This window comes from Bradyrhizobium genosp. L, from assembly GCF_015624485.1.
In the GTDB taxonomy this organism is placed as follows: Bacteria; Pseudomonadota; Alphaproteobacteria; order Rhizobiales; family Xanthobacteraceae; genus Bradyrhizobium.
The window spans coordinates 4,253,689-4,279,842 of record NZ_CP061378.1 but is presented as its reverse complement, the minus strand read 5'-3'; the positions used below and the strand labels follow the sequence as shown (position 1 = coordinate 4,279,842).

Genomic DNA, 26,154 nt, shown 5'->3' with positions numbered 1-26,154 from the left:
GAGACTTGAGATAATGAGACGGCCCGTGGTCGGCGTGATCGGAAACGCCCATCGCATCGAAAATCGTTTCACAGTCCAGATGGTCGGGGAGCGCAACCTTCGCGCGGTTGCCGAGGTGTCGGGCGCCGTCCCGCTGATGTTCGCGGGCAGCCCCGAGATCACCGATGTCGCGGCGTTGCTCGACGTGGTCGACGGCGTGGTCCTGACCGGCGCACGCGCCAACGTCCATCCGACCCGCTTCAATACCGAGCCCTGCGAGGCCCACGAGCCGTACGACCTGCATCGCGACGACGTGGCGCTCGCGCTGTCGGAGGCCTGCGTCGCGCGCGGCGTGCCGATCTTCGGCATTTGCCGCGGTCTGCAGGAGATGAACGTCGCCTTCGGCGGCTCGCTGCATCCGGAGATCCGCGAGATTCCCGGCCGCATGAATCACCGGATGCCGCGGCTGGAGAACGGCGAGATCCATCCCGATCCCACCGTCGTGTTCGCCGACCGTCACGACGTCACGCTGACGCCGGGCGGCGCATTCGCAACGATCCTTGGCCGCGAAACCATCCGCGTCAACTCGCTGCACGGCCAGGGCATCCTCAAACCGGGCAAGCGCGTCGTGATCGAGGGCATCGCGGAGGACGGCACCATCGAGGCGATCCGTATCGCCGACGCGCCCGGCTTTGCACTCGGTGTGCAATGGCACGCCGAATACGACCCGCAGCGCAACCCGATCAACCGCGCGCTGTTCGAGGCCTTCGGCGAGGCCCTGCGCGAGCGGCGGGCGGCGTAGCTCTGTCCTCACCGTCGTCCCTGGCGAAAGCCAGGACGACACCGTGGGTGGTTTCTCGGCTCAATGGCTTGTGTGCCAGGAACTCGTCTCCGTGAAATCCGCCTCCGTAATTCTACGGAGACGAAATTGGCGGATCAGCGCGCCGGACTCGGCTAAGCAACATGGGCAAGTCACCGGATATTTCCCGGCGCCGACACCTTTTGCAGAATACGTTTCCCTTTTCCTGTTTCTCCGGTGCGGCTGATCACGATGAGTTGGTCGGGATGAATTTGTCGAGCCGCCTGGCGCTCGTGATGATGCTTGCCATCGTCGCGATCCTGTTCGCGTTGGGCTTTGTGGATGGTGTGTACTGGCCGAGTGTCCTGCTCGCCGCAGGCGCAATCGCGGTGGTGCTGATGATCGCTGAGTTGATCGCAAGGTCGCTGTCGAGGACGCGCGCGGCGCAGGAGCTGTCGCGCAGCGAGACAACGCCGTCAGGCGGCGGCCGTGAGATCGCGCGCCTCACGGCCGCGCTCGCCGAGCTGTCGTCGCAACTGGGCACCAGGCAGCATCTGCTCGAGAAGACGGTCGAAAGCATCCGCGACCCCGTGGTGGTGGCCGACGAACTGGGGGCGGTGGTGATCGCCAACGCCACCGCGCGGCGGATGTTCGGCATCGATTCCGGCTTCAACAGCCTGACCGGGATCCGAACCTTTCAGTGCTATTACGCCGACGGCAAGACCGCGATGCCGATTCCGGAGACGCCGCTGGCGCGCGCGCTGCGCGGCGAGGACGTCGACGACTGCGAGCTGATCGTGAAGCTGCAGCCGCCGCATCCCGAGGTCTGCCTCGTCGCCAACGCCCGGCCGCTGCGCGACGAGGCCGGCAATTTGCGCGGCGCGGTCACCGTGCTGCATGACGTCACCGCGCAACGGCAGGCGCATCGCGCGCTGGTCGAGAGCGAGCAGATGGCGCAGGCCATCGTCAAGACCGCGCTCGATGCCTTCGTGCAGACCGACCAGGACGGCGTCGTGCTCGACTGGAGCCCGCAGGCCGAGGCACTGACCGGCTGGACCCGATCCGAGGCCATCGGCCGCCGGGTGGTGCAATTGGTGTTTCCGGAAGAGCTGCGCGATGCGCACCGGCAGCGGATCGCCCGCTTCCTGCAGGAGGCCGCGACCGGCGGCATGGGCATGCGCTATGAATCGCCGTCCGTGCATCGCGACGGTCACCCGTTCTTCGTCGAAGTGTCGCTCAATGCGCTCAAGCGCGGCGACGGCTACGTCATCAACGCCTTCGTCCGGGACGTCACCCAGCGCCGCATCGCCGAGGAGCAGCTGATCCAGGCGCAAAAGACAGAGTCCCTTGGACGGCTCACCGGCGGCATCGCCCACGACTTCAACAACATGCTGACTGTGATAACGGGCACGATCGAGATCCTTGCCGACGGCGTCAGCGACAACCCTCAGCTTGCCGCCATCGCCAAGCTGATCAGCGATGCCGCCGACCGCGGCGCGCAGCTGACGTCGAGCCTGCTCGCTTTCGCGCGAAAACAGCCGCTGCAGCCGGCCGAGACCGACGTCAACGAGCTGATCGGCGAGGTGGTGCGGCTGTTGTCGCAGACGCTCGGTTCGCAGATCGAGATCCGGACCGAGCTCGGCCGCGACGCCTGGCTCGCCTTCGTCGACCGCAGCCAGCTCTCGGCGGCGCTGGTCAATCTCGGCATCAATGCGCGCGACGCCATGCCTGATGGCGGCTCGGTGACGTTTGCGACCCGCAACATCCAGCTCGGCATTCCCGAAGCGGTGGCGCGCGGCGTCGAGCGGGCCGGCGACCATCTCGTCATCGAGGTGACCGATACCGGCGTCGGGATTTCAAGAGCGCATCTAGAGAAGATCTTTGATCCGTTCTTCTCGACCAAGGAGGTCGGACAGGGCACCGGGCTCGGTCTTTCCATGGTGTTCGGCTTCGTCAAGCAGAGCGGCGGCGGCATCGAGGTCAAGAGCGAGCAGGGGCACGGCACCGTGTTCCGGATCTACCTGCCCAAGGCCGATGGCAGCGCGCCGCGTGCCACCGGGGAGGACGAGCAGCCGGTCCGCGGTGGCAGCGAGACCATTTTGTGCGTCGAGGACGACGCCAGCATCCGCGAATACGTCACCGGCCAGCTCGCCAGCCTCGGCTACAAGGTGCTGGTCGCGGCGAACGCGGATGCGGCGCTCGAGATCGCCGCCGGCGGCGCGGCGTTCGATCTCTTGTTCACCGACATCGTGATGCCCGGCCGCATGAATGGCCGGCAGCTCGCCGAGACGCTAATGGAAGGGCGACCGATGCTGCGGGTGTTGTACACCTCAGGCTACAGCGACGGCGCGTTCCGCTCGGGCTACCGCGACGCCGCGCCGTCGGGCCGCGCCGGCCACGGCATTCCGCTGCTGACAAAGCCCTACCGGCGCAGCGAGCTGGCGCGGATGCTGCGGCGCTGCCTCGATCTTCAGGTCGATTTTCAGGGGGACCCGGTTCCGCAGCCATATTCCGTGCAGCCCGATCTCGAACGCTTCCTGCGCGAGAACCCGCCGGACAAGACGTAGCTGCAGTTTCGTCGGATGGGTGGAGCGAAGCGATACCCATCGTTTTTCGCCGCAGGTCCGAATTGATGGGTATCGCTTCGCTCCACCCATCCGACACGCTATCATGCCCCCACAATGGCGTGGCCGGACAACGGCCCGATCTCGGGGAGTGTGCAGATGCAGGACCGCAAATGGTCGAGGCGTGATTGGCTGAAGGTGACGGCGGCGACCGCGGCCGGCATGGTGTTCGCCGAACCTTCGCGCGCCACGCCGCCGCCGGCCGAAGCGGTGACGCCGGAGCTGATCGCGGCGGCCAAGAAGGAAGGCAAGATCTCGTTCTACAGCGCGCTGGAATTGAACACCGCCGAGCGCCTGGCGCGCGACTTCGAGCAGAAATATCCCGGAATCAGCGTCCGGGTGGAGCGCTCCGGCGCCGAGCGGATCTTTCAGCGCATCGCGCAGGAGCAGGGCAGCGGCATCAATGCCGTCGACGTCGCCAATTCCACCGACCCCGCGCATTATCTCGACTGGAAGAAGAACGACTGGCTCGCGGCCTATCTGCCGGAGGACGTCGCAAAACACTTTCCGGCCGACCAGATCGATCCCGACGGCACTTCGGCGACATCCTGCGCCTGGTTCGAGGTGATCGGCTACAACACCGAGCAGGTGAAGCAAGAGGAGGCGCCGAAGAGCTTTGCCGACCTGCTGGATCCCCGCTGGCGCGGCAAGATCGTCAAGGGCCATCCGGGTTATAGCGGCGCGATCATGACCGCGACCTTCGTGCTGGCGCGCGACCTCGGTTGGCCGTATCTGGAAAAGCTCGCGCAGCAGCGCGTGATGCAGGTGCAGTCGGCAGCCGACCCGCCGAAGAAGATTTTGCTCGGCGAGCGCGCCGTGATGGCCGACGGCAACGACTACAATCTCGTGCTGGCGCGGGACCAGGGCAAGCCGGTCGAGGTGGTGTATCCGGCCGAGGGCGTGCCGCTGATCATCGTGCCGAGCGGCATCTTCAAGTCTGCGCCGAACCCGAATGCGGCACGGCTGTTCCAGAGCTTCTTCTTCAGCGCCGAGACCCAGCAGATGCTGGCCGATGAGTTCGCCCACCGTTCGTTCCATGCGCAGGTGAAGGAGAAGGCCGGCCACGTGCCGCTCGACAAGCTGAAGATGCTGAAAGCGGATCCGGCCCAGGTGCAGGCGCAGAGCGAGGAGATCAAGGCGAGATACGCGAAGCTGTTTCGGGTGTAGTGCGGTCGCTGTAACGGCCCGACCCGTCATCCGAGGATGACGCTCGGCGATGCAACATATTCGATGTCGTCCCGGCGAAAGCCGGGACCCATAACCACCAAAGGTCATTGTTGCGCGGCGCTGGGGGCCACAGCCTTTTTCAACAACCCAACCCTGTGGTTATGGGTCCCGGCTTTCGCCGGGACGACCGAGGGGAGAGATTCGCCGCATCACCATCATCACAGGATAACCCAACTCAAAAAACAAAAGGCGCCTCTTTTCGGAAGCGCCTTTCGCAATCGTGAGCCGTAGGGCTTACAGCGAGTAGTACATCTCGAACTCGACCGGGTGCGGGGTCATCTCGAAGCGGGCGACCTCGGTCATCTTCAGCTCGATATAGGCGTCGATGAAGTCGTCGTCGAACACGCCGCCGTTCTTCAGGAAGGCGCGGTCCTTGTCGAGGTTCTCGAGTGCCTCGCGGAGCGAGCCGCAGACGGTCGGGATCTGCTTCAGCTCTTCCTTCGGCAGGTCGTAGAGATCCTTGTCCATCGCCGGGCCCGGATCGATCTTGTTCTTGATGCCGTCGAGGCCGGCCATCAGCATCGCGGCGAAGCCGAGATAGGGGTTGGCCATCGGGTCGGGGAAGCGGACCTCGACGCGCTTGGCCTTCGGGTTCGACGTATAGGGGATGCGGCAGGAGGCCGAACGGTTGCGCGCGGAATAGGCGAGCAGCACGGGGGCCTCATAGCCCGGGACCAGGCGCTTGTAGGAGTTGGTCGACGGGTTGGTGAAGGCATTGATCGCCTTGGCGTGCTTGATGATGCCGCCGATGTAGTGCAGGCAGGTCTCCGACAGGTCGGCGTATTTGTTGCCGGCGAAGGCCGGCTTGCCGTCCTTCCAGATCGACTGGTGCACGTGCATGCCCGAGCCGTTGTCGCCATAGACCGGCTTCGGCATGAAGGTGGCCGTCTTGCCGTAGATGTGGGCGACCTGGTGGATGCAGTACTTGTAGATCTGCATCTGGTCGGCCATCAGCGTCAGCGTGTCGAACTTCATGCCGAGCTCGTGCTGGGCGGACGCGACCTCGTGGTGATGCTTCTCGACCTTGACGCCCATCTTGGCCATCGCGCCGAGCATCTCCGAGCGCATGTCCTGCACCGAGTCCTGCGGCGGCACCGGGAAGTAGCCGGCCTTGGTGCGAATGCGGTGGCCGAGATTACCGCCTTCATATTCGGTCGCCGAGTTGATCGGCAGCTCGGACGAGTCGAGCCGGAAGCCGGTGTGATAGGGGTCGGCCGAATAGCGCACGTCGTCGAACACGAAGAACTCGGCCTCGGGACCGACGAACACGGTGTCGCCGACGCCCATCGACTTCACCATCGCCTCCGCCTTCTTGGCGATGCCGCGGGGGTCGCGGTTGTAGGGCTCGCCGGTGGTCGGCTCCAGCACGTCGCAGGTGATGACCATGGTGGTCTCGGCGAAGAACGGGTCGATCGTCGCGGTGACCGGGTCGGGCATCAGGCACATGTCGGATTCGTTGATCGCTTTCCAACCGGCGATCGAGGAGCCGTCGAACATCTGGCCTTCGGCAAAGGTGTCCTCTTCGATCATGCCGACGTCGAAGGTCACGTGCTGCCATTTGCCGCGCGGATCGGTGAAGCGCAGGTCGACGTATTTGACGTCGTTGTCCTTGATCGATTTCAGGACGTCTTTGGCGGTCTTCATGAATACCCCTTTTGATGTGCGGGTCGGTTCCGGCGGTGGGCGACGTTATTCCCGCTTCTGGCGAGCTGGTATGACGGCTCAAACGAAATCAGGCTGCCGAAGCAGCCTTTTTTCTCTTTTGGCGTCGGAAAATCCGGATAGCACCGGGCTCAAATAGCGTCCAGCCCGGATTCGCCGGTTCGGATGCGGATCGCTTCCTCGATATTGGAGACGAAGATCTTGCCGTCGCCGATGCGCCCGGTCTGGGCGGCGCGGCGGATCGCGTCGATTGCCTTCTCGACCAGATCGTCGCCGATCACGATCTCGATCTTCACCTTGGGCAGGAAGTCGACGATGTATTCCGCACCGCGATACAGCTCGGCATGCCCCTTCTGGCGGCCGAATCCCTTGGCCTCGGTGACCGTGATACCTTGCAGTCCGACTTCCTGGAGCGCTTCTTTCACCTCGTCGAGCTTGAAGGGCTTGATGATGGCTTCAATCTTCTTCACTGAGCGCCTCCCGGGCATTGCAGATTGCAGGTCATGTTTCGATGCGCGTGGGGCGCAGTCTGGTCGGTTCTAAAGCCTCCGGCAGCGGGCCGGAAACACGCGCAATGGTCGCAGCAAGCGCCGCCGCGCGCGGCTTCCTCAAAAGCAGGGTCTATGCCAAGTTGTTAAGGTCCCCGATTTCGAAATGTTATCAGCCTTTTAACAGGCAGTCGGCTGATATCGAACCAGCTGGGCTATGATAGCCAAGCCCAACGAATAGGCAAATAGATCAATCCGTATGCAATCGGCCAGCAGAAACCTTGGGAACGTCATGGGAATTGCCTCTGGAAAAGGCGAAGCGATTGAGGATTCGGCATGGACGTCCTGACCACCACCGAAATGGAGCGTGCCGACCGGCTGACCATCGCAGCCGGCACGCCCGGCTTCGCATTGATGATGAGCGCGGGCCAGGCGGTCGCGGAGGCGGCGATGGAGCTGGTCGAGGAGGGACCGATCGTCGTGGTCGCCGGCCGCGGCAACAATGGCGGTGACGGCTTTGTTGCCGCCGCCGAGCTCGCCGCGCGCGGCCGCGAGGTCTCGGTCATCCTGCTCTGCGAGCGCGACAGCCTGCAGGGCGACGCGGCGCTGGCGGCCAAGGGCTGGAAATATCCGGTGCTGCCGTTCAACCCGCAGGCGCTCGGCAAGCCCGCCTTGATCATCGACGCGCTGTTCGGCGCCGGGTTGAACCGGCCGGTGAAGGGCGATCCCCTGGAGATGATTGCGGCTGTCAATGCCAACGGCGCGCCGGTGCTCGCCGTCGACCTGCCGAGCGGCATCAACGGCACGTCAGGCGCGGTGATGGGCACCGCGGTGCAGGCGACCGAGACGGTGACCTTCTTCCGCAAGAAGCCGGCGCACCTCTTGTTGCCCGGGCGGATGCATTGCGGCCGGGTGCGGCTCGCCGACATCGGTATCGATCCGCAGGTGCTCGACGAGATCAAGCCACTGACCGCTGAGAATGCGCCGCAGGCCTGGCGCTGGTCGTTCCCGGTGCCACGGATCGACGGCCACAAATACGCCCGCGGCCATGCCGTCGTGGTGTCCGGCGATATCGCTTCGACCGGGGCGGCACGGCTCGCCGCGCGCGGCGCGCTGCGCGCCGGTGCGGGGCTCGTGACGCTGGCCTCGCCGCGCGATGCGCTGGCCGTCAACGCGGCGGCGCTCACCGCGGTGATGGTGCGCGCGGTCGACAATCCGATCCAGTTCGCCGAATTGCTCGACGACGTCAGGCTCAATGCCTGTGTGATCGGGCCGGGCGCCGGCGTCAGCGCGCGGACCCGTGACTTCGTCCACACCGCGCTGTCGGCGCAGCGGCATCTCGTGCTCGACGCCGATGCGCTGACCAGCTTTGCCGGCGCGCCGGACCGGTTGTTCGAAGCGATCAAGGCTTCCGACGGCCAGCAGGTAGTGCTGACGCCGCATGAGGGCGAGTTTCCGCGGCTGTTCAGCGATATCTCAAACAAGCATCCCGGCCGCTCGAAGCTCGAGCGCGTGCGCGCCGCGGCCGAGCGCTCCGGTGCCGTCGTGCTGCTGAAGGGCGCCGACACCGTGGTCGCGTCCCCCGACGGCCGCACCACCATCGCCGCCAACGCACCGCCCTGGCTTGCGACCGCCGGCGCCGGCGATGTGTTGTCCGGCATCATCGCGGGTTTCCTTGCGCAGGGCGTTGCAGCCTTCGAGGCCGCCAGCATCGGCGTCTGGATGCACGGCGAGGGCGCCAGCGAAGCGGGGCCCGGCCTGATCGCGGAGGATCTGACCGAGGTGCTGCCTGCCGTGTTCCGCCGTCTCTATGACGAGTTCGGGATTGAGTATTAGGCTGCTCGAACGCGCCGACATGGATGCGGCCGCGCGCGTGCATCGCACGGCGTTCGATCAGGCGCTGCCGTGGCTTACGGGTCTGCACACGCCGGATGAGGACCGCTGGTTCTATCGCGAGCGGATGTATGCCGCCTGCACGCTGTGGGGCGCGTTCGAGGGCGACGCGATGATCGGCGTGATCGCCTTCCATGACGACTGGATCGAGCAGCTCTATGTGCTGCCTTCAGCGCAGGGCCGCGGCATCGGCAGCGCGCTGCTTGAGATCGCGAGGCAAGGCGCCGACCGGTTGCAGCTCTGGACCTTTCAGCGCAACAAGCAAGCGCTGCGTTTCTACGAGGCGCGCGGTTTCCGCTTGGTCGAGGCGACCGACGGCAGCCGCAACGAGGAGCGAGAACCGGACGTGCGCTATCTCTGGACGCGCGCGACTGCTTGATGACGCGCATCGTTGATGGCGCTTCGCTACGCTCTATTCATCCTGCGTGTCCGCGCTTCGGCACGATGCATGCGGAACTATGCAGCGCAGCCCATGTCGAAATGCAACGAGGCCCCGCGCGTTCCGTTCTGGTCCATCGCGTATCGTCCCGATAACCTCTCGCAAAAAAATGCAGAAGAGGAAGTTGATGTCCGGGATCGAGCTTGCGACGCCACGTCTGAAAACAATTCAGCGCGTTGCGCTGGCCCTGCTGGTGGTTGCCGGCGTCGTCAACTACATCGATCGGGCAACGCTCGCCGTCGCCAATCCGCTGATCCGCGAGGAACTCGGATTGTCGATCGCCGACATGGGCTATTTGTTGTCGGCGTTCCTTTGGGCCTATGCGTTCGCGCAACTGCCGACCGGGGCGATGGTCGACAGGTTGGGGCCGCGCATCTTGCTGACCATGGGCCTCAGCCTGTGGTCGCTGGCGCAGTTGCTCGGCGGCCTGGTGCAGAATTTCGGACAATTCTTCGGCGCCCGCGTGCTGCTCGGTGTCGGCGAGGCGCCGCAATTCCCGACCGGTGCGCGGGTGGTGCGCGACTGGTTCAATCAGCGCGACCGCGGCCTTGCCACCGGCGTCTTCAACTGTGCGTCGTCGCTCGGCACCGCGATCGCCGTGCCGCTGCTGACCTATCTCATGCTCTCGTTCGGCTGGCGCGCGATGTTCGTGATCATGGGCGTCGCCGGCCTGATCGTCGCCGCGCTGTGGTGCGTGCTCTATCGCAATCCGCACGAGGTTGCGCTCTCGTCGCAGGAGAATGCCTACCGGACGCAGGGCGATCCGCCCGGCCAGCGCACGCGGGTGACGTTTCGCGAGTGGCGCCAGCTGTTCCGCTTCCGCGCCACCTGGGGCATGATCTTCGGCTATTTCGGCTGCATCTATCTGACCTGGATCTACACGGCGTGGCTGCCGGGCTATCTCGAGATCGAGCGCCACATGAGCGTGAAATACACCGGATGGGCGGCGGCAGTCCCGTTCGCCTGCGGTGTCGTCGGCGGCGTGCTCGGCGGCTACATCGCCGACATGCTGGTGCGGCGTGGCGTCGAGCCGCTCAAGAGCCGGCGTTATCCGGCGGCGATCTCGCTGCTTGGAACGGCGGCCTGCACGGTGGCGGCCGCTTATGTCGAGAGCAACACGTTGGCGATCGCCTTCATTTCGATCTCGTTGTTCCTGGTCTATGTCACCAGCACCTGCGCCTGGGCGCTGAGCTCGGTCGCAGTCCCGACTAATTGCACCGCCTCGATCGGCGCGGTGCAGAATTTCGGCGGCTATCTCGGCGGCGCGCTGGCGCCGACCGTGACCGGATTGATCGTGCAGAAGACCGGCTCGTTCGTCCCGGCGCTCGTCGTCGGTGCCTTGATTGGTGTCGTCTCGGCGGGATCCTATCTGTTCATCGTCGATCAGCCGATCACGGCGGCCGGCCTCGATGCGGCACCCGACGCCGGCATCGGCTCGCTCGGCGTCGGCACCAATCCGGAGCGATAGAGAGTGTGTTTGTAGGATGGGTGGAGCGCAGCGATCATCCCGCCGCGTGGAAAAAAGTCGATGGGTATCGCTTCGCTCCACCCATCCTACGGACTACTACGGTCTACGCGCTCTAACTCACCAGATACTTCAACTCACCAGATACTTCGCAACCGCCGGCTCGTTCCAGCTGATGCCGAGGCCAGGGCCGCGGGCGGTCACCGCGCCGTCGACGATCTCGGCGGGCTTGTCCAGGATCGCGCCGGCGAAGTCGAGGAATTCGAGCCAGTGCGCGGTTGGCGTCACCGCGAGCAGATGGGAGCTGACTTCCGCAAACAGATGGCTCGACATTGGAATGTTTGCCGCGTCGGCCTGGCCTGAGACTTGAAGCCAACCGGTGACGCCGCCGACCTTCATCACGTCGGGCATGATGAAGTCGGACGCACCGGCCGCGATCGCCTCGGCAAAGCCGCGCGGGAACCACCAGTTCTCGCCGGCCTGGATCGGCGTCGGCGAGAGCTCGCGCACCTGCGCGTGGCCGGACAGGTTTTCCTGCGGCACCGGCTCCTCGATCCAGTGCAGATCGTAAGGCGCCAGCCGTTCGATGCGGCGGGTCGCTTCCGCCGGATCGAGCGACTGGTTGAAGTCGATCATCAATGCGATGTCGGGGCCGAGCAGGGCGCGCACACCGCTGACCACGCGCTCGTCATTGGTGGCATCGCCATCGCCGCCCTTGATCTTGATGCCGCGAAAGCCCTGGTCGAGCGACCGGCGCAGCGCGCGCTCGTCGGCGACCGGATCGACCACGCCGTAGCTGTCATAGGCCTTGATCGGCTTTGCCGAGCCGCCGAGCAGTTCGACCAGCGGCCGGCCGGCGAGTTGCCCGAGTACATCCCAATACGCCATGTCGAGGCCGGACACGGCCATGCCGACCAGGCCCTGCCAGCCGAGCAGCCGGAACTTGGCATCCATCGCCTTCATCAGCTCGAACGGCGCGACCGGCCTGCCGACAAGCTCGCGGCCGATCTCCTCGATCAGATAGCAAAGTGGGTTAAGTGTGAGCTTGCTATAGGCGAAGATGTAGGTGCGGCCGGTAACACCTTGATCGGTCTCGACATCGATCAGCACCAGCGGGCCGGAATCGATCACGCCGAAGGCGTTCTTCACGGGGCGCTTGAGCGGCACCACGACGCTTCGCGCACGAACTCCGCGGATCGCTGCAACTGTCTGGCTCATGGGTGTTTCCTCTTGTTGTTATTGGACACTGTACCATCGGAGCAGGCGCGGCGCGGCCCAGTCGGTCGCGACCTGCTCGATCAGATAACGGCCGGGATATTCGGCGAGGAAGGCGATGCGCTGGGTCTGGCCGGGCTCGAGCGCCAGCGTGTCGAGCCAGAACGGCTTCCAGCCGTCGTCGAGCCGGTCGAGCAGACGGAAGTGATGGCCGTGCAGGTGGAACACGGTGGCGAGGGCATTGCGGTTGGTCAGGGCCAGCACGACCGGCCGGCCGGCCTTGGCCTGAAAGGCCGGCGCGGCGGATGGCTTGAAGTCGGAGGCCCGGGCCCAATCGGCCTCGGTCCCGAGCGTGAGATCGAACCGGAGGGCGGCCTTGAGGTCGATCTGCGCCGGCAGGTCGTTGCCTGGGAGCGGCGGCGCGGGCGGAAATGGCGCAGAACGGATTGTCGGGTCGTTCGAGACGACCAGTCTGCCGACCGGCTTCGCCTGCTTGCCGTCATGGATCAGGATCGGAAAGCTGGTTCCAGCCGGGCCGGTCGCATCGATAAAGACGTCGGTGCGGTTTCCCGGCGCCAGTACCAAAGCACCGTTGCGGGCCGCGAATGGTTCTGCCGGTTGGCCGTCAATCGCCATCACCCGGACTTCGACGTTCTCCAGCTTCACCGCCAGCACGCTGCGCGGGCTGCCGTTGATGAAGCGGAGTCTGAGGCGGGCGTTGGCGGGCGCCGAGATATCGAGCGAGGTCTTGCCGTTAACTGTATGAATTAGCGAAGTATCCTTCGGATCGGTTCCTGCCGGCACTGCCATTCCGTCGGCACGTAGATGCCATTCCTCGATCAGCAGCACCTCGTCGCGATCGACCGCGACCGGTGAGGCGCTGGTCACGACGAGCGCGCGCGGCCGCGCCGGCGTGGCGTCGCCGTCGAGCGTGGCCTCGCAGAGGAAGGTGCCGGCATGCCGAAGCGGGAGCTGAAAGCTATCCTTTGCCCCCGTTGCGATCGGCGCACGCGAGATCAGCGGCTCCGCGGCCGGCACGCCGTCGAGCCCGCGGCAATCGAGCGCGGCGGGGAGCTTCAGCTCGTTCGCAAAGGTCACATCGAGGGTCTCGCCCCGCTTGAAGCGGAGGTCGCTGCCGGCAAGCGCGGTGACCGGTGTCTCGGGGCCGCCGGGACGCAGCGCGATGCGGTCCAGCTTGGCGGTCAAGGCAACCGCGGTGCGGCCTTGCGCCCAACTGGTGGTCGGCAAGCCGGAGCCAACCGCCGTGGCGCCAAGGACGGTCAGCAGGTCGCGCCGGGTGAGGGGAAGTTCGGAGCTTGCCAAAGGTCTTTCCAAAGGACTTGCCAAAGGTCTTGCCATCGGACCGATGCGGACCATTTTCGAGTGAACCTGTCCAGTCGCGATCGGTCGCAGGACGGAAGCAAAACCGGCCATTTTTTTGCTGCGAACCGGTGGGCGCATGTTATAAGCCCGCCGCAACGATCACGTTTATGGCTTTGGACGCGGGCATCCAAAGCCATAAACGTGATCGATTCCATTTAGTTGGAGCATGATTGGCCGCCCGAAAACCGCAGAGCACTTTTCGGCAATCATGCTCAGGCACCGCGGCCGAATTGGATGCTTTTCACGCGGGCGTGGCGGAACTGGTAGACGCGCTGGATTTAGGTTCCAGTGACGAAAGTCGTGGGGGTTCGAGTCCCTCCGCCCGCACCAAGCGCTTACCGCGTTTGCATGACGATTCCTTGGCGAGCCTTGAGCCCCTTGAGGGGCCGCGGGTTCACCGAACCACCGGCGTCAGGCCCAAGCGGCCGCGCGTCGACATGATTGAACACTGCCACGGCCGCGAGGCCGGCGGCCGAAAGCGGAAGAAGATTGATATGCAGGTCACCGAGACCCTCAACGAGGGACTGAAGCACGAGTTCACGATCAGCGTTCCGGCATCCGATCTCGATGCCAAGGCGGGTGCCAAGCTGGTCGACCTCAAGGACAAGGTCCGTCTCAACGGCTTCCGTCCCGGCAAGGTGCCGGTGGCGCATCTGAAGAAGATCTACGGCCGCTCGGTGATGGCCGAGACCATCGACCAGACCATCAGCGACACCAACCGCAAGATCTTCGAGGACCGCGGCTTCCGTCTCGCCGGCGAGCCGAAGATCACGATGCCGACCGAGAAGGCCGAGGTCGAGGAATTGCTGTCCGGCAAGACCGACCTGACCTACACGGTCGCGATCGAGGTCGTGCCGCCGATCCAGCTCGCTGACTTCAAGACCTTCGAGGTCGAGAAGCCGGTGGTCGAGGTGTCCGACGCCGATGTCGACGACGCCATCAAGCGGGTCGCCGAAGGCGGCCGTCCCTACAATGCCAAGTCCGACGGCGCGAAGGCCGAGAACGGCGACCGCGTCACCATCAACTTCAAGGGCACCATCAACGGCGAAGCCTTCGAGGGCGGCGCCGGCGAGGGCATCCAGGTTGTGATCGGTGCCGGCCAGTTCATCCCAGGCTTCGAAGAGCAGCTGATCGGGATCGGCGCGGGCGAGACCCGCACGCTGAAGGTCGGCTTCCCGAAGAATTACCTCAACGAGAAGCTCGCCGGCCAGCCGGCGGAGTTCGAGACCACGGCGACGGCCGTCGAGTCGCCCGGCGAAACCACGATCGACGACGACTTCGCCAAGACACTCGGCCTGGAGTCGCTGGACAAGCTCAAGGAGCTGATGCGCGAGCGCCTGAAGGGCGAGTTCGCCGGCGCCACCCGCCAGCGCGTCAAGCGCGCGCTGCTCGACCGTCTCGACGAGAGCCACCGGTTCGAGGCGCCGCCGTCGCTTGTTGCGGAGGAGTTCAACCTGATGTGGAACTCGATCAAGGCCGAGATGGAGTCCTCCGGCAAGACCTTTGCCGACGAGAGCACCACCGAGGATGCCGCCAAGGAAGAGTATCAGAAGATCGCCGACCGCCGCGTCCGCCTCGGCCTCGTGCTCTCGGAGATCGGCGAGAAGAACAAGATCACCGTCACCGACGACGAGGTCTCCCGCGCCGTGATCGAGCGCGCCCGCCAGGTGCCGGGCCGCGAGAAGGAGGTCTGGGATTACTATCGCAACAACGCCCAGGCGCTCGCCCAGCTGCGCGCCCCGATCTACGAGGACAAGGTGGTCGACTTCATCCTGGAGCTCGCCAAGGTGACCGAGAAGAACGTCACCAAGGAAGAGCTGTTCAGGGATGAAGACGCCGAGAAAACTGCCGCTTAATTGCGGCACCTCGCGTTAATGATGAACGGCAAAAGCGCGGCCGGCGAGGTTCGCCTCGGCTGGCCGCATTTGCGCGAATCGGTTTGAACTTCGACGTGCGATTCGACCTGCCCAGATGGCTAGGCGCGTGCCGGTCTTGTCGGCCGGAAATTGGTCTATATCTGGGTTAACGCTGAGTCCCATTCTGCATCACCCTAACAAACCCTCTAACCCCTGGGTTGTCCCAAAATGCGCGATCCCGTTGAAACCTACATGAACCTCGTGCCGATGGTCGTCGAGCAGACCAATCGCGGCGAACGCGCCTACGATATTTTCTCGCGGCTCTTGAAGGAACGCATCATCTTCGTCACCGGTCCGGTGGAAGACGGCATGTCGACGCTGATCGTCGCGCAGCTGCTGTTCCTCGAGGCCGAGAATCCGAAGAAGGAAATCTCGATGTACATCAACTCGCCGGGTGGCGTGGTGACGTCGGGTCTCGCGATCTACGACACCATGCAGTTCATCCGTCCGCCGGTGTCGACGCTGTGCACCGGGCAGGCGGCCTCGATGGGCTCGCTGCTGCTTTGCGCCGGCGAGAAGGACATGCGCTTCACGCTGCCGAACTCTCGCATCATGGTGCATCAGCCCTCCGGCGGCTTCCAGGGCCAGGCCACCGACATCATGCTGCACGCGCAGGAGATCCTAAATCTCAAGAAGCGCCTCAACGAGATTTATGTGAAGCACACCGGCCAGACCTACAAGGCGATCGAGGATGCGCTGGAGCGCGACAAGTTCCTGACTGCTGACGATGCCAAGGCATTCGGCCTGGTCGACAAGGTGATCGACAAGCGTCCGGAAGACCCGGCGTCGGCGAAGGCGGCCTAGTCGAGGGATGCGCGAATTGGCGTCGGTGTGATCCTCGCATCGACGCCTCACATAAGCGGCAAGCAGGGCTGTGGCGGCCTCCGCCGAAGCCCGCGCGTGGGCGGAAAGTTCCTCTTTCGTGCTCACCGGGCGGCGTGGTAATCCCGCAACGTCTCAAGGATTTCGACGCGTATTCCACGTGCGAACGGTGGAAATCACGGTATTGTCACGGTCTTGAGCAAGCCGCCCGATTAGCGAATTCTTGATAGTCGGGTGCCAGCATGGTTGGCTGTGACGTATCGACTATGATCGCGGGGGATTCGAATAAACCGTGATTCGCACGGTCACTACTGTGTAGGGTCTTTTTTGGTACGGAATTTGCTCTATCTACCCCTTTGGCCCGGTCTGGTGCCGGAATGGGGCGATCTGGCAAACAAGATCGGAACGGCCGAGATCGAACGGCGGACGGAGATAATGAATGAGTAAGGTCGGCGCGAGCGACTCCAAGAACACACTGTATTGCTCGTTCTGCGGCAAGAGCCAGCATGAAGTCCGCAAGCTGATTGCCGGACCGACCGTCTTCATCTGCGACGAATGCGTTGAGCTCTGCATGGACATCATCCGTGAGGAGAACAAGTCCTCGCTGGTGAAGTCGCGCGACGGCATCCCGACGCCGAAGGAAATCTGCAAGGTGCTGGACGATTACGTGATCGGCCAGAGCCATGCCAAGAAGGTGCTGTCGGTCGCCGTCCACAACCACTACAAGCGGCTCAACCACCAGACCAAGCACAACGACGTCGAGCTCGCGAAGTCGAACATCCTGCTGATCGGTCCGACCGGCTCGGGCAAGACGCTGCTGGCGCAGACGCTGGCCCGCATCCTCGATGTTCCCTTTACCATGGCCGATGCGACGACGCTGACCGAGGCCGGCTATGTCGGCGAGGACGTCGAGAACATCATCCTGAAGCTGCTGCAGGCCGCCGACTACAACGTCGAGCGCGCGCAGCGCGGCATCGTCTACATCGACGAAATCGACAAGATCAGCCGCAAGTCGGACAATCCCTCGATCACCCGCGACGTGTCGGGCGAGGGCGTCCAGCAGGCGCTGCTCAAGATCATGGAAGGCACGGTGGCCTCGGTCCCGCCGCAGGGCGGTCGCAAGCATCCGCAGCAGGAGTTCCTGCAGGTGGATACCACCAACATCCTGTTCATCTGCGGCGGCGCCTTCTCGGGCCTCGAGAAGATCATCTCGGCGCGCGGACGTTCCACGTCGATCGGCTTCGCGGCGCAGGTGCTGGCGCCGGAAGATCGCCGCACCGGCGAGATCTTCCGCCACGTCGAGCCCGAGGATCTCCTGAAGTACGGTCTGATCCCGGAATTCGTCGGCCGTCTGCCCGTCGTCGCGACGCTGGAAGACCTCGACGAAGCCTCGCTGAAGAAGATCCTGACCGATCCGAAGAACGCGCTGGTGAAGCAGTACCAGCGTCTGTTCGAGATGGAGAATATCGAGCTGACCTTCGCCGACGAGGCGCTTGGCGCGGTCGCCCGCAAGGCGATCGAGCGCAAGACCGGCGCGCGGGGCCTGCGCTCGATCCTGGAGAGCATCCTGCTCGAGACCATGTTCGACCTTCCGGGCCTCGAAGGGGTCGAGGAAGTCGTGATCTCGCGCGAAGTGGTCGAGGGAACGGCGCGTCCCCTCTATATCTACGCGGATCGTTCCGACCGCGCCGTCGAAAGCAGCGCGAGCGCGTAACCGCGCTCGTCGCATCGTCGCAAAAATCACGGCTGCCGGAAGTTCCGGCGGCCGTTGCGGCACAGCAGCAGCGGCTATTTTCGCGCAGCAGCAAATGCCTGTTTAGCCCGTATTTCCGGGCACTTCTCAGACTTGACACCCCTGTGCCCGATAGCCACCTAATGCTATCGGTGAGGGGTCTCGTGCGTCGAGATTCGTCGCTTCACGATGCGGAAAAAAGCGGCTGCTGACGTCAAACTTATTCCGGATCACCAAGGCACCTTGTGGCGGTTGCGCAAGCAGGCGGGCTGCGTGCAAGGGGGCGAAACAAAAAGGATTAGGCCATGACGACTTCGAAACCCCGGCCAACGATCGTCCACGGCGAAAGCCACTCCTATCCGGTGCTGCCGCTCCGCGACATCGTCGTCTTCCCGCACATGATCGTGCCGCTGTTCGTGGGCCGCGAGAAATCGATCCGCGCCCTCGAGGAGGTCATGAAGACCGACGCGCTCATCATGCTCGCCACGCAGAAGAATGCGTCCGATGATGATCCGGCGCCCGATTCAATTTACGAGACCGGTACGCTCGCGAGCGTCCTGCAGCTCCTGAAGCTGCCCGACGGCACCGTCAAGGTGCTGGTCGAAGGATTAGAGCGTGCGCGTGTCGAGAAATATTCCGATCGCAGCGAGTACTACGAGGCGACAGCGGTCGCGCTCGAAGACACCGACGCCACCTCGGTCGAGGCCGAGGCGCTGTCGCGTTCGGTCGTGTCCGACTTCGAAAACTATGTGAAGCTGAACAAGAAGATCTCCGCCGAGGTCGTCGGCGTGGTGCAGGCGATCACCGATTTCGCCAAGCTCGGTGATACCGTTGCCTCGCATCTCGCGGTCAAGATCGCCGACCGCCAGGCGATCCTGGAGACGTTGTCCGTCACGCAGCGCCTGGAGAAGGTGCTGGGCCTGATGGAGAGCGAGATCTCGGTGCTGCAGGTCGAGAAGCGCATCCGCTCGCGCGTCAAGCGCCAGATGGAGAAGACCCAGCGCGAGTATTACCTGAACGAGCAGATGAAGGCGATCCAGAAGGAGCTCGGCGACGACGAAGGTCGCGACGAGCTGGCCGATCTGGAGGAGAAGATCTCCAAGACCAAGCTCTCCAAGGAAGCGCGCGAGAAAGCCCAGCACGAGTTGAAGAAGCTGCGCCAGATGTCGCCGATGTCCGCGGAAGCGACCGTCGTGCGCAACTATCTGGATTGGCTGCTGTCGATCCCGTGGGGCAAGAAGTCCAAGGTCAAGAAGGACCTCGAGGCCGCGCAGGCGGTCCTGGACTCGGATCACTACGGGTTGGAGAAGGTCAAGGATCGTATCGTCGAGTATCTGGCGGTGCAGTCGCGCGCCAACAAGCTGACCGGACCGATCCTGTGCCTGGTCGGACCTCCCGGCGTCGGCAAGACCTCGCTCGGCAAGTCGATCGCGAAGGCCACGGGGCGCGAGTTCGTGCGCGTGTCGCTCGGCGGCGTGCGTGACGAGGCCGAGATCCGCGGTCACCGTCGGACCTATATCGGCTCGATGCCCGGCAAGATCATCCAGTCGATGCGCAAGGCGAAGAGCTCGAACCCGCTGTTCCTGCTCGACGAGATCGACAAGATGGGCGCCGATTTCCGCGGCGATCCGTCGTCGGCGCTGCTCGAGGTCCTGGACCCCGAGCAGAACTCGACCTTCAACGACCATTACCTGGAGGTCGACTACGACCTGTCCAACGTGATGTTCATCACGACCGCGAATACGCTGAATATTCCGGGCCCGCTGATGGACCGCATGGAGATCATCCGGATCGCCGGCTACACCGAGAACGAGAAGGTCGAGATCGCGCGCAAGCACCTGATCCCGTCCGCGCTCTCCAAGCACGGCCTGGACTCCAAGGAATGGTCGATCGACGACGCGGCCTTGCTTCTGATGATCCGCCGCTACACCCGCGAAGCGGGCGTGCGCAACCTGGAGCGTGAGCTCTCGACACTCGCCCGCAAGGCGGTGAAGGACCTCATGATCTCCAAGAAGAAGTCGGTCAAGGTCACCGAGGCCAACATCGAGGAGTTCCTCGGCGTGCCGAAGTATCGCTTCGGCGAGATCGACGAGGAGGACCAGGTTGGCATCGTGACGGGCCTTGCCTGGACCGATGTCGGCGGCGAGCTCCTGACAATCGAAGGCGTCATGATGCCCGGCAAGGGCAGGATGACGGTCACCGGCAACCTGCGTGACGTGATGAAGGAGTCGATCTCTGCGGCGGCGTCCTACGTCCGCTCGCGCGCGATCGTCTACGGCATCGAGCCGCCGCTGTTCGATCGCCGCGACATCCACGTCCACGTGCCGGAGGGCGCAACCCCGAAGGACGGTCCGTCCGCCGGCGTGGCGATGGCCACCGCGATCATCTCGGTCATGACCGGCATCCCGGTCCGCCATGATGTCGCGATGACCGGCGAGATCACGCTGCGCGGCCGCGTGCTGCCGATCGGCGGCCTGAAGGAAAAGCTGTTGGCTGCCGCGCGCGGCGGCATCAAGACGGTGCTGATCCCCGAAGACAACGCCAAGGATCTCACGGAGATTTCCGATGCGATCAAGGGCGGCATGGAGATCATCCCGGTCTCGCGGCTGGACGAGGTCGTCGCGCGAGCGCTGACCCGCGTGCCGACGCCGATCGTCTGGGAAGAAGACACCAAGGTCGACGTCAAGCCGGACGCGTCGGACGAAGCCTCCGGCGGCCTGACGGCGCACTGAGCAAGCTCTGATCTGAAACATCAAACGGCGCCTTCGGGCGCCGTTTTTGTTTTGCCTATTTTCTCTTCTCGACCAGGAAATTGCCGATCGCGCCTGCCGCCATCAGCACGCTGGTTCCGAGAAACACCGCGCGCATGCCGATATGGCCGCCGACGAAGCCGCCGGCAAGCGGGCCGATCACCTGTCCGGCATATTGCGCCGAGACTGAATAGCCGAGCATGCTGCCGGTGACCGTGTCAGGCACATTGTGCCGGATCACGCTGGCGATGCACGGCAGTAGGCCGCCGAGCGCCAGCCCCATCAGGAAGCGCAGCACGATCAGTTGCCAGCCACTGACGACAAACGCCTGCGGGATCAACAGCACGGCCGAAACCGCGAGGCAGATAATGATGATCCGCCAGTGCCCGACGCGATCGGCGAGCTTGCCGAGATGCGATGACGACAACAGGCTGCCGAACGCCGCGGCCGACATCACGAGGCCGGCCACGAACGTCACCCGCGGCGTCTCGACCAGTTGCGCGACATAGACCGTGATGATCGGCTCGATCGACATGTTGGCGACCATCAAGAGCAGGCCGGTCACCCACATCGCGGCCACCGGCCGCTTGTCGCCGACCAGCGCCCAGCCGCCGCGCGCCTTGCTGCCGTCCTTCGGCTTCGACCGTGCGCCCTCGCGGATCAGGAAAGTGGTGCCGAGGAAGGTGAAAAAGATAATGCCCCCGATCAGGAAGAAGGCCGCGCGGATGCCGATCAGAGGCGGCAGGATGCCGCCGACCAGCGGGCCGACCAGGCTGCCGGCCATGATGCCGGCCGACAGCACGCCGATCGCCCATCCCGAGCGCGCCTTCGGCGTCTGCGAAGCGACCAGCACGGTCGAGCCCGAAGCGTAACCGCCGAGCAAGCCGGTCAACAGCCGCAAGCCGACCAGCTCATAGACATTGTGCGCCATGCCGATCAGCGACATCGCGATCGCCATGCCGAGGCTGGCACGGATCAGCATCAGCTTGCGGCCGTAGCGGTCGGCGAGCCGGCCCCACAGCGGCGCGGTCAGCGCGGCCGTGAAGAAAGTCGCGCCGTAGGCGATGCCCGACCATTGCACGATGGCGGCATGGTCGCTGACGCCGAGCTGCTCGACGAAGAGCGGCAGGAACGGCAGCAGCAGCGTCATTCCCACGATGGTGGTGAAGGAGCCCAAGGTGCAGACGATCAGGTTGCGTTTCCAGGGGCCCGCCTCGAGGGCCGCTTCGCGATCGATGTCGATATTCATGTCAGCGCAGCCCGATCACCGCGAAGCCGCGCGCTTTCAGGCCGCGGCGATCCTCGTCGAGCGAGCGCAGCAGGCGATCGCGGGTGTCCTTGATGTGGTCGGCCGCCTCGCGCGCGGCGGCGTCCGGATCGTTCGCCTTGATGAAGGAAAGGATGCGCCGGTGCTCGCGCCAGGCCTGCTCGCGCGACGGTTCGGTCCACACCTCCAGCCAGCGCGCCCGCGACAGCCGCGTCATGGCGCCGGCGATCGCCTTGACGATGAAGGGATTGCCGGAGAGGCGGGCGATCTCGACATGGAAGTCGGTGCCGACGCGGTGCCATTCCTCGCGCGGCGCGCCGGACTGGCAGGCATTGAGCATCGCTTCGATCCCCGCGATGTCGGCCTCGCCAGCCCGCGCGCAGGCGAGGCGAACCGCGGTTGTCTCGAGCGGGAGCCGGAACTCGGCCAATGCCTCCAGCTCGCCGAGGTCGATCGGCGCCACGATCCAGTTGCGGCCGTCGCGGCGCACCAGTTCTTCGCCCTCGAGCCGCACCAGCGCGGCGCGGATCGGGGTCCGCGAGCCCTCAAAGCGGCTCTCCAGCCAGCGTTCGGTGAGCCGTTCGCCGGGGCCGAGGTCGAGCGAGAGGATCATCTCCCGGAGCTGATCGTGAATCTGAAGCATCTGCGACATGATCCGGCCATATCCCGATTTGGTATCCCAAACAAGTGCATCCTGGGATACCGAGATATGTCCCATTGCCGGGTCGGGCGACCTGCGCACCAGATGGGCTAGGATGATCACCGCGCAAGGAACGGAGAGGGAAGTCGCGATGCGGATCAACGGGCAATGCCACTGCGGCGCCGTGACCTACCAGGCCGAGATCGATCCGGAACGGGTGTCGATCTGTCATTGCACCGATTGCCAGACGCTGACCGGCTCGCCCTACCGCGTGACGGTGATCTGCGCTGCCGAGCAGGTGCGACTGACCGGACTGGCGCCGAAAGTGTACGGCAAGCGCGGTGACAATGGCCGGATCCGCTTCCAGCATTTTTGCGGCGATTGCGGCGCCCCGCTGTTCACCAGCGGCGAAGACGGCGGTCCCGACGATTGGGGCATCCGCTGGGGCAGCATCCGCCAGCGCGGGCAATTGAGCCCAAAGCGACAAATCTGGTGCCGCTCCGCCGTGCCATGGATCAATGATCTCAGCGGATTGCCGGGCCGGGCGATGGATTAGGGCCGCCGATCTTGCGCCACAGGGGCCGGCGAGGCTAAAGAGGCGCGGCAGGTAAGGGCGGCTAGCTCAGCTGGTTAGAGCATCTCGTTTACACCGAGAGGGTCGGGAGTTCGAATCTCTCGCCGCCTACCAGCCTTCGCTCGGGCTAGGTCTCGGCATGGCAGCCCGCGTCGAAGTGCTCCAACATTCTCAATGCGCAACCGAACTGGCCAATTTGCCAAGTGGGCCCGTCGTCCAATCCCTGCCATGTTGCCGCGCTGAATTGGCGCCGGCTTTTGCTCGATGATATGTTCGCCGCAAACTTGGGAACTCGATCCATGCGCAGACTCGCTATTGCCTTTTCCATCGCTTCCGTCGCCCTGCTCGTCACGCCCGCCTTTGCGCAGGATCACGTTCAGGGATACCGCGAGCCCGACAAGGAGAAGTCGCAGGTGGAGCTCGATGCCGAGAAGCAGGCCCAGCGCAACTACCAGCGCGCGCTGAGGAGCGTTCCGGACCAGAAGCAGAGCGATCCGTGGGGAATTGCGCGCAGCGACAGCGCGCAGCCGGCGGCGCCCAAGACGCCGGCCAAATCGACCGCGAAGAAGCCCGCGCCGAAGCAGGGCACCGCCGCCAATTGATCCCGGAAGGCGGGCCGGACAGATGAAGCATTACGTTTGCAGGCTGCTCGGTCCGCGTCCGACGTTTCCGCAGGACATGACGCCGCAGGAGGCCGCAATCATGCAGGCGCATGTCGCCTATTGCGGCGAATTGCTGCGCACCGGCAAAGCGCTGATCTTCGGCCCCGTGGCCGATCCCGCCGGCGTCTGGGGGCTCGGCGTGCTGCAACTGCCCGACGATGCCGATCCGCAGGCGATCATCGTCGATGATCCCGTCATCAAGGCCGACGCCGGTTTCACCTATCAGGTGATGCCGATGCTGCGCGCCGCAACCAAAGAGACCTGTTGATGGACAATTTGCAGGGCCACGAGCGCAATGCCGATCAGATCGCCTATTGGAACGGGCCCGGCGGCCAGCGTTGGGCCGACCGCCAGGCCGCGCAGGACATCGTGCTCAAACCGGTGCTCGACCTCCTCATCGACCGCGCGGCGCCGAAGGCCGGCGAACGCGTGCTCGATGTTGGCTGCGGCAGCGGCGCGTCGACCAAAGCGCTCGCCGACAAGGTCGCGCCGTCGGGCCATGTGTTCGGGGTCGACGTCTCCGGCCCGATGCTGGAGCGGGCCAGGCAGAGCACCCCGAAGGACGCGCCGGTCGACTACGCGCTCGCCGATGCCACGGTCTATCCGTTCGATCCCGCGAGCGTCGACCTGCTCGCCTCACGATTCGGCGTGATGTTCTTCGCCGATCCCGTGGCGTCGTTCGCCAATCTGCGCAAGGCGCTGAAGCCCTCGGGCCGGCTCGCTTTCGCGTGCTGGAAAGAGCCGCGCGAAAATCCGTTCTTCATGGCGCCGCTGCAGGCCGTCTACAAGCATGTGCCGAAGCTGCCGCAACTGGGCCCCGAGGATCCGGGTCCGTTTTCCTTTGCCTCCGAAGCGCGGGTGACGCGGATCCTTGGCGAGGCCGGTTTTTCCACCATCGCCATGGAGCCGTGCAAGGTCGATCTCGATATCGCGATCGGACGCGGCATGGACACGGCGATCCAGAGCGCGCTCGAGATCGGCCCGGCCAGCCGCGCCCTCGATGGTCACCCGGACGATGTGCGCGCCGCCGCCATCAGTTCGATGCGCGAGACGCTGGCGCAATATGCAAAGGGCGACTCGGTGCTGCTGCCCGGCGCGATCTGGATCGTGACGGCGCGGGCGTCTTAGCACCGACACAATGCCATGAAGCGACTGCGTCCCGCGTCTTCGCTGCGTCTCCCGTCATCCTGAGGTGCGAGCCTCTTCAGCGAGCCTCGAAGGATGCACGGCCCCGCTTATGGCCGATTCATCCTTCGAGGCTCGCCCAGCGGCGCAATTGCGCCGCAAGGCTCGCGCCTCAGGATGACGGACCACGCAGTTGCGTTAACGCGCTCCCTACGCCTTCTCTTCCCAGATCATCGCCAGATGCACGATGGTCTGCACCGCCTTTTCCATGTCCTGCCGGCTGACCCATTCGAGGCGTGAGTGGAAGGCGTGCTCGCCTGCGAAGATGTTGGGGCAGGGCAGTCCCATGAAGGACAGCCGCGAGCCGTCGGTGCCGCCGCGGATCGAGGTCTTCACCGGTGTCAGCCCGGCGCGCCTGATCGCCTCGATCGCGTAGGCGACGACCTCGGGGTGACGGTCGATGACCTCCTTCATGTTGCGGTATTGCGGCTTGACCTCCATGCGGAAAGTTGAGCGCGGATAGTCTTTCATCACATTGTTCGCGATCGTCTCGAGCAGTGCTTCCTTCTGCTTCAGGCCGTCTTCGGTGAAGTCGCGCACGATGAAGTCGATCCGCGCCTTCTCCAGCGCGCCCGTGATCGCGACCGGATGCAGAAAGCCTTCCTTGCCTTCGGTGGTTTCGGGCGAGCAAGTATCCTTGGGCAGGCGGTCGACGATCGCGGCCGCGATCTTGATCGCGTGCTCCATCTTGCCCTTGGCAAAACCCGGATGGGTCGCGACGCCCTCGATCAGGATGCTGGCGCCATCGGCGGAGAAGGTCTCGTCCTCGATGTGGCCGGCGCTCTCGCCGTCCATGGTGTAGCCGAATTCCGCGCCGAGCTTCTTGATATCGACCTTGTCGACGCCGCGGCCGATCTCCTCGTCCGGGGTGAACAGGATCTTGATGGTGCCGTGCTTCACCTGCGGATTCGTGACGAGGACGTGCGCGGCGTCCATGATCTCGGCGAGGCCGGCCTTGTTGTCGGCCCCTAACAGGGTGGTGCCGTCTGACGTGATGATGTCGTTGCCGATCTGCTCGGCCAGCGCCTCATGCTCCGCGGCGCGGATCACCTGCGCGGGATCGGCTGGCAGCACGATGTCGCCGCCGCGGTAGTTCCGGACGATCTGCGGCTTGACGTCCTTGCCGGTGCAGTCGGGCGAGGTGTCCATGTGCGAGCAGAAGCAGATCACCGGCACCTTCTTGTCGGTGTTGGCCGGTATCGTCGCATAGACATATCCATGCGCATCGAGATGCGCATCCGAGATGCCCATCGCCTGCAGCTCGGCAACCAGCACGCGGCCGAGATCCTTCTGCTTCTCGGTCGACGGAGTGCTGGGCGAATCCGGATCGGACTGGGTATCGATCACGACATAGCGCAGGAAGCGCTCGGTGACGGTGTGCTTGAAGTCGAGAGCCGGTGCCAGCATGAGACCTGCGCGAGGTGAGGGGACG

The 26,154-nt window shown here is 64.6% G+C and carries 21 protein-coding genes and 2 tRNA genes; 16 read left to right on the top strand and 7 right to left on the bottom strand.

Features of this window, described 5'->3' with window-relative positions; translation table 11 throughout:
- Window positions 1-13: 13 nt before the first annotated feature.
- The 3 genes from IC762_RS20205 (at window position 14) to IC762_RS20195 (ending at window position 4,569) form a co-directional block, all read left to right on the top strand.
- Window positions 14-781: a gamma-glutamyl-gamma-aminobutyrate hydrolase family protein gene (locus IC762_RS20205; protein WP_195784006.1), complete on the top strand. Its 768-nt coding sequence runs from the start codon at window positions 14-16 to the stop codon at window positions 779-781.
- 263 nt (window positions 782-1,044) lie between these two features.
- The gene (locus IC762_RS20200; RefSeq protein ID WP_246801113.1) at window positions 1,045-3,345 is read left to right on the top strand and encodes a hybrid sensor histidine kinase/response regulator; all 2,301 of its coding nucleotides are present in this window, start codon (window positions 1,045-1,047) and stop codon (window positions 3,343-3,345) included.
- A 156-nt stretch (window positions 3,346-3,501) separates the two neighbouring features.
- A complete protein-coding gene (locus tag IC762_RS20195) occupies window positions 3,502-4,569 on the top strand; it encodes an ABC transporter substrate-binding protein (RefSeq protein ID WP_195784005.1) in 1,068 nt (355 codons plus the stop codon).
- A 294-nt stretch (window positions 4,570-4,863) separates the two neighbouring features.
- On the opposite strand, the gene glnA is transcribed toward IC762_RS20195, so the two are convergent.
- Together glnA and IC762_RS20185 are read right to left on the bottom strand one after the other, a co-directional pair.
- On the bottom strand, window positions 4,864-6,273 hold the full coding sequence (gene glnA / locus IC762_RS20190; protein WP_195784004.1) for a type I glutamate--ammonia ligase: 1,410 nt from the start codon (window positions 6,271-6,273) through the stop codon (window positions 4,864-4,866).
- Window positions 6,274-6,422: 149 nt separating this feature from the next.
- Window positions 6,423-6,761, bottom strand: coding sequence for a P-II family nitrogen regulator (locus tag IC762_RS20185; RefSeq protein WP_011441447.1), 339 nt, complete (start codon window positions 6,759-6,761; stop codon window positions 6,423-6,425).
- 354 nt (window positions 6,762-7,115) lie between these two features.
- On the opposite strand from IC762_RS20185, the gene IC762_RS20180 reads away from it, so the two are divergent.
- The 3 genes from IC762_RS20180 to IC762_RS20170 all read left to right on the top strand — a co-directional run bounded on the left by IC762_RS20180 (window position 7,116) and on the right by IC762_RS20170 (window position 10,579).
- A complete protein-coding gene (locus IC762_RS20180) occupies window positions 7,116-8,615 on the top strand; it encodes an NAD(P)H-hydrate dehydratase (protein WP_195784003.1) in 1,500 nt (499 codons plus the stop codon).
- A complete protein-coding gene (locus IC762_RS20175; RefSeq protein ID WP_195784002.1) occupies window positions 8,590-9,051 on the top strand; it encodes a GNAT family N-acetyltransferase in 462 nt (153 codons plus the stop codon). Before IC762_RS20180 ends, IC762_RS20175 begins: the two co-directional genes overlap by 26 nt.
- 187 nt (window positions 9,052-9,238) lie before the next feature.
- Window positions 9,239-10,579 carry an MFS transporter gene (locus IC762_RS20170; RefSeq protein WP_195784001.1) on the top strand — a complete coding sequence of 447 codons (1,341 nt, stop codon included), beginning with the start codon at window positions 9,239-9,241 and terminating at the stop codon, window positions 10,577-10,579.
- 129 nt (window positions 10,580-10,708) lie between these two features.
- Here IC762_RS20170 and IC762_RS20165 read toward each other — a convergent pair whose 3' ends face one another.
- The gene (locus IC762_RS20165) at window positions 10,709-11,794 is read right to left on the bottom strand and encodes an enolase C-terminal domain-like protein (RefSeq protein WP_195784000.1); all 1,086 of its coding nucleotides are present in this window, start codon (window positions 11,792-11,794) and stop codon (window positions 10,709-10,711) included.
- A gap of 18 nt (window positions 11,795-11,812) precedes the next feature.
- A complete protein-coding gene (locus IC762_RS20160) occupies window positions 11,813-13,114 on the bottom strand; it encodes a multicopper oxidase family protein (RefSeq protein ID WP_246801111.1) in 1,302 nt (433 codons plus the stop codon).
- 305 nt (window positions 13,115-13,419) lie between these two features.
- Between IC762_RS20160 and IC762_RS20155 the strand changes: the two genes are divergently transcribed.
- The 5 genes from IC762_RS20155 (at window position 13,420) to lon (ending at window position 20,376) form a co-directional block, all read left to right on the top strand.
- Window positions 13,420-13,504 (top strand) — tRNA-Leu (locus IC762_RS20155).
- A gap of 164 nt (window positions 13,505-13,668) precedes the next feature.
- Window positions 13,669-15,030: a trigger factor gene (tig, locus tag IC762_RS20150; RefSeq protein WP_195783998.1), complete on the top strand. Its 1,362-nt coding sequence runs from the start codon at window positions 13,669-13,671 to the stop codon at window positions 15,028-15,030.
- 228 nt (window positions 15,031-15,258) lie between these two features.
- Window positions 15,259-15,894, top strand: a complete 636-nt coding sequence (locus IC762_RS20145; RefSeq protein ID WP_195783997.1) for an ATP-dependent Clp protease proteolytic subunit — start codon at window positions 15,259-15,261, stop codon at window positions 15,892-15,894.
- A 457-nt stretch (window positions 15,895-16,351) separates the two neighbouring features.
- A complete protein-coding gene (gene clpX, locus IC762_RS20140; protein ID WP_195783996.1) occupies window positions 16,352-17,626 on the top strand; it encodes an ATP-dependent Clp protease ATP-binding subunit ClpX in 1,275 nt (424 codons plus the stop codon).
- Window positions 17,627-17,949: 323 nt separating this feature from the next.
- On the top strand, window positions 17,950-20,376 hold the full coding sequence (lon, locus tag IC762_RS20135; RefSeq protein WP_195783995.1) for an endopeptidase La: 2,427 nt from the start codon (window positions 17,950-17,952) through the stop codon (window positions 20,374-20,376).
- 55 nt (window positions 20,377-20,431) lie between these two features.
- Here the strand turns inward: lon and IC762_RS20130 are convergent, their stop codons facing one another.
- Together IC762_RS20130 and IC762_RS20125 are read right to left on the bottom strand one after the other, a co-directional pair.
- Window positions 20,432-21,643, bottom strand: coding sequence for an MFS transporter (locus tag IC762_RS20130; protein ID WP_195783994.1), 1,212 nt, complete (start codon window positions 21,641-21,643; stop codon window positions 20,432-20,434).
- Window position 21,644: 1 nt separating this feature from the next.
- Window positions 21,645-22,313, bottom strand: coding sequence for a GntR family transcriptional regulator (locus IC762_RS20125; protein WP_195783993.1), 669 nt, complete (start codon window positions 22,311-22,313; stop codon window positions 21,645-21,647).
- Between the two features lie 139 nt (window positions 22,314-22,452).
- Here IC762_RS20125 and IC762_RS20120 point away from each other — a divergent pair, with 139 nt between their 5' ends.
- The 5 genes from IC762_RS20120 to IC762_RS20100 all read left to right on the top strand — a co-directional run bounded on the left by IC762_RS20120 (window position 22,453) and on the right by IC762_RS20100 (window position 24,665).
- Window positions 22,453-22,857 (top strand): GFA family protein, encoded by a 405-nt coding sequence (locus IC762_RS20120; protein WP_195783992.1) that lies wholly within the window; start codon window positions 22,453-22,455, stop codon window positions 22,855-22,857.
- 55 nt (window positions 22,858-22,912) lie between these two features.
- A tRNA-Val gene (locus IC762_RS20115) sits at window positions 22,913-22,989 on the top strand.
- Window positions 22,990-23,174: 185 nt separating this feature from the next.
- The gene (locus IC762_RS20110) at window positions 23,175-23,477 is read left to right on the top strand and encodes a hypothetical protein (protein ID WP_195783991.1); all 303 of its coding nucleotides are present in this window, start codon (window positions 23,175-23,177) and stop codon (window positions 23,475-23,477) included.
- A 22-nt stretch (window positions 23,478-23,499) separates the two neighbouring features.
- A complete protein-coding gene (locus IC762_RS20105; RefSeq protein WP_195783990.1) occupies window positions 23,500-23,805 on the top strand; it encodes a YciI family protein in 306 nt (101 codons plus the stop codon).
- Window positions 23,805-24,665 carry a class I SAM-dependent methyltransferase gene (locus IC762_RS20100; RefSeq protein WP_195783989.1) on the top strand — a complete coding sequence of 287 codons (861 nt, stop codon included), beginning with the start codon at window positions 23,805-23,807 and terminating at the stop codon, window positions 24,663-24,665. Before IC762_RS20105 ends, IC762_RS20100 begins: the two co-directional genes overlap by 1 nt.
- Window positions 24,666-24,872: 207 nt before the next feature.
- Here the strand turns inward: IC762_RS20100 and pepT are convergent, their stop codons facing one another.
- Window positions 24,873-26,129: a peptidase T gene (pepT, locus tag IC762_RS20095; RefSeq protein WP_195783988.1), complete on the bottom strand. Its 1,257-nt coding sequence runs from the start codon at window positions 26,127-26,129 to the stop codon at window positions 24,873-24,875.
- Window positions 26,130-26,154: the final 25 nt, after the last annotated feature.

What these genes read in the sequence shown, in the direction of transcription:
- IC762_RS20205 (WP_195784006.1), top strand. Translation starts at nt 14, where the DNA reads ATGAGACGGCCCGTGGTCGGCGTGATCGGAAACGCCCATCGCATCGAA.
- IC762_RS20200 (WP_246801113.1), top strand. Translation starts at nt 1,045, where the DNA reads ATGAATTTGTCGAGCCGCCTGGCGCTCGTGATGATGCTTGCCATCGTC.
- IC762_RS20195 (WP_195784005.1), top strand. Translation starts at nt 3,502, where the DNA reads ATGCAGGACCGCAAATGGTCGAGGCGTGATTGGCTGAAGGTGACGGCG.
- glnA (WP_195784004.1), bottom strand. Translation starts at nt 6,273, where the DNA reads ATGAAGACCGCCAAAGACGTCCTGAAATCGATCAAGGACAACGACGTC.
- IC762_RS20180 (WP_195784003.1), top strand. Translation starts at nt 7,116, where the DNA reads ATGGACGTCCTGACCACCACCGAAATGGAGCGTGCCGACCGGCTGACC.
- IC762_RS20175 (WP_195784002.1), top strand. Translation starts at nt 8,590, where the DNA reads ATGACGAGTTCGGGATTGAGTATTAGGCTGCTCGAACGCGCCGACATG.
- IC762_RS20170 (WP_195784001.1), top strand. Translation starts at nt 9,239, where the DNA reads ATGTCCGGGATCGAGCTTGCGACGCCACGTCTGAAAACAATTCAGCGC.
- IC762_RS20165 (WP_195784000.1), bottom strand. Translation starts at nt 11,794, where the DNA reads ATGAGCCAGACAGTTGCAGCGATCCGCGGAGTTCGTGCGCGAAGCGTC.
- tig (WP_195783998.1), top strand. Translation starts at nt 13,669, where the DNA reads ATGCAGGTCACCGAGACCCTCAACGAGGGACTGAAGCACGAGTTCACG.
- IC762_RS20145 (WP_195783997.1), top strand. Translation starts at nt 15,259, where the DNA reads ATGCGCGATCCCGTTGAAACCTACATGAACCTCGTGCCGATGGTCGTC.
- clpX (WP_195783996.1), top strand. Translation starts at nt 16,352, where the DNA reads ATGAGTAAGGTCGGCGCGAGCGACTCCAAGAACACACTGTATTGCTCG.
- lon (WP_195783995.1), top strand. Translation starts at nt 17,950, where the DNA reads ATGACGACTTCGAAACCCCGGCCAACGATCGTCCACGGCGAAAGCCAC.
- IC762_RS20130 (WP_195783994.1), bottom strand. Translation starts at nt 21,643, where the DNA reads ATGAATATCGACATCGATCGCGAAGCGGCCCTCGAGGCGGGCCCCTGG.
- IC762_RS20125 (WP_195783993.1), bottom strand. Translation starts at nt 22,313, where the DNA reads ATGTCGCAGATGCTTCAGATTCACGATCAGCTCCGGGAGATGATCCTC.
- IC762_RS20120 (WP_195783992.1), top strand. Translation starts at nt 22,453, where the DNA reads ATGCGGATCAACGGGCAATGCCACTGCGGCGCCGTGACCTACCAGGCC.
- IC762_RS20110 (WP_195783991.1), top strand. Translation starts at nt 23,175, where the DNA reads ATGCGCAGACTCGCTATTGCCTTTTCCATCGCTTCCGTCGCCCTGCTC.
- IC762_RS20105 (WP_195783990.1), top strand. Translation starts at nt 23,500, where the DNA reads ATGAAGCATTACGTTTGCAGGCTGCTCGGTCCGCGTCCGACGTTTCCG.
- IC762_RS20100 (WP_195783989.1), top strand. Translation starts at nt 23,805, where the DNA reads ATGGACAATTTGCAGGGCCACGAGCGCAATGCCGATCAGATCGCCTAT.
- pepT (WP_195783988.1), bottom strand. Translation starts at nt 26,129, where the DNA reads ATGCTGGCACCGGCTCTCGACTTCAAGCACACCGTCACCGAGCGCTTC.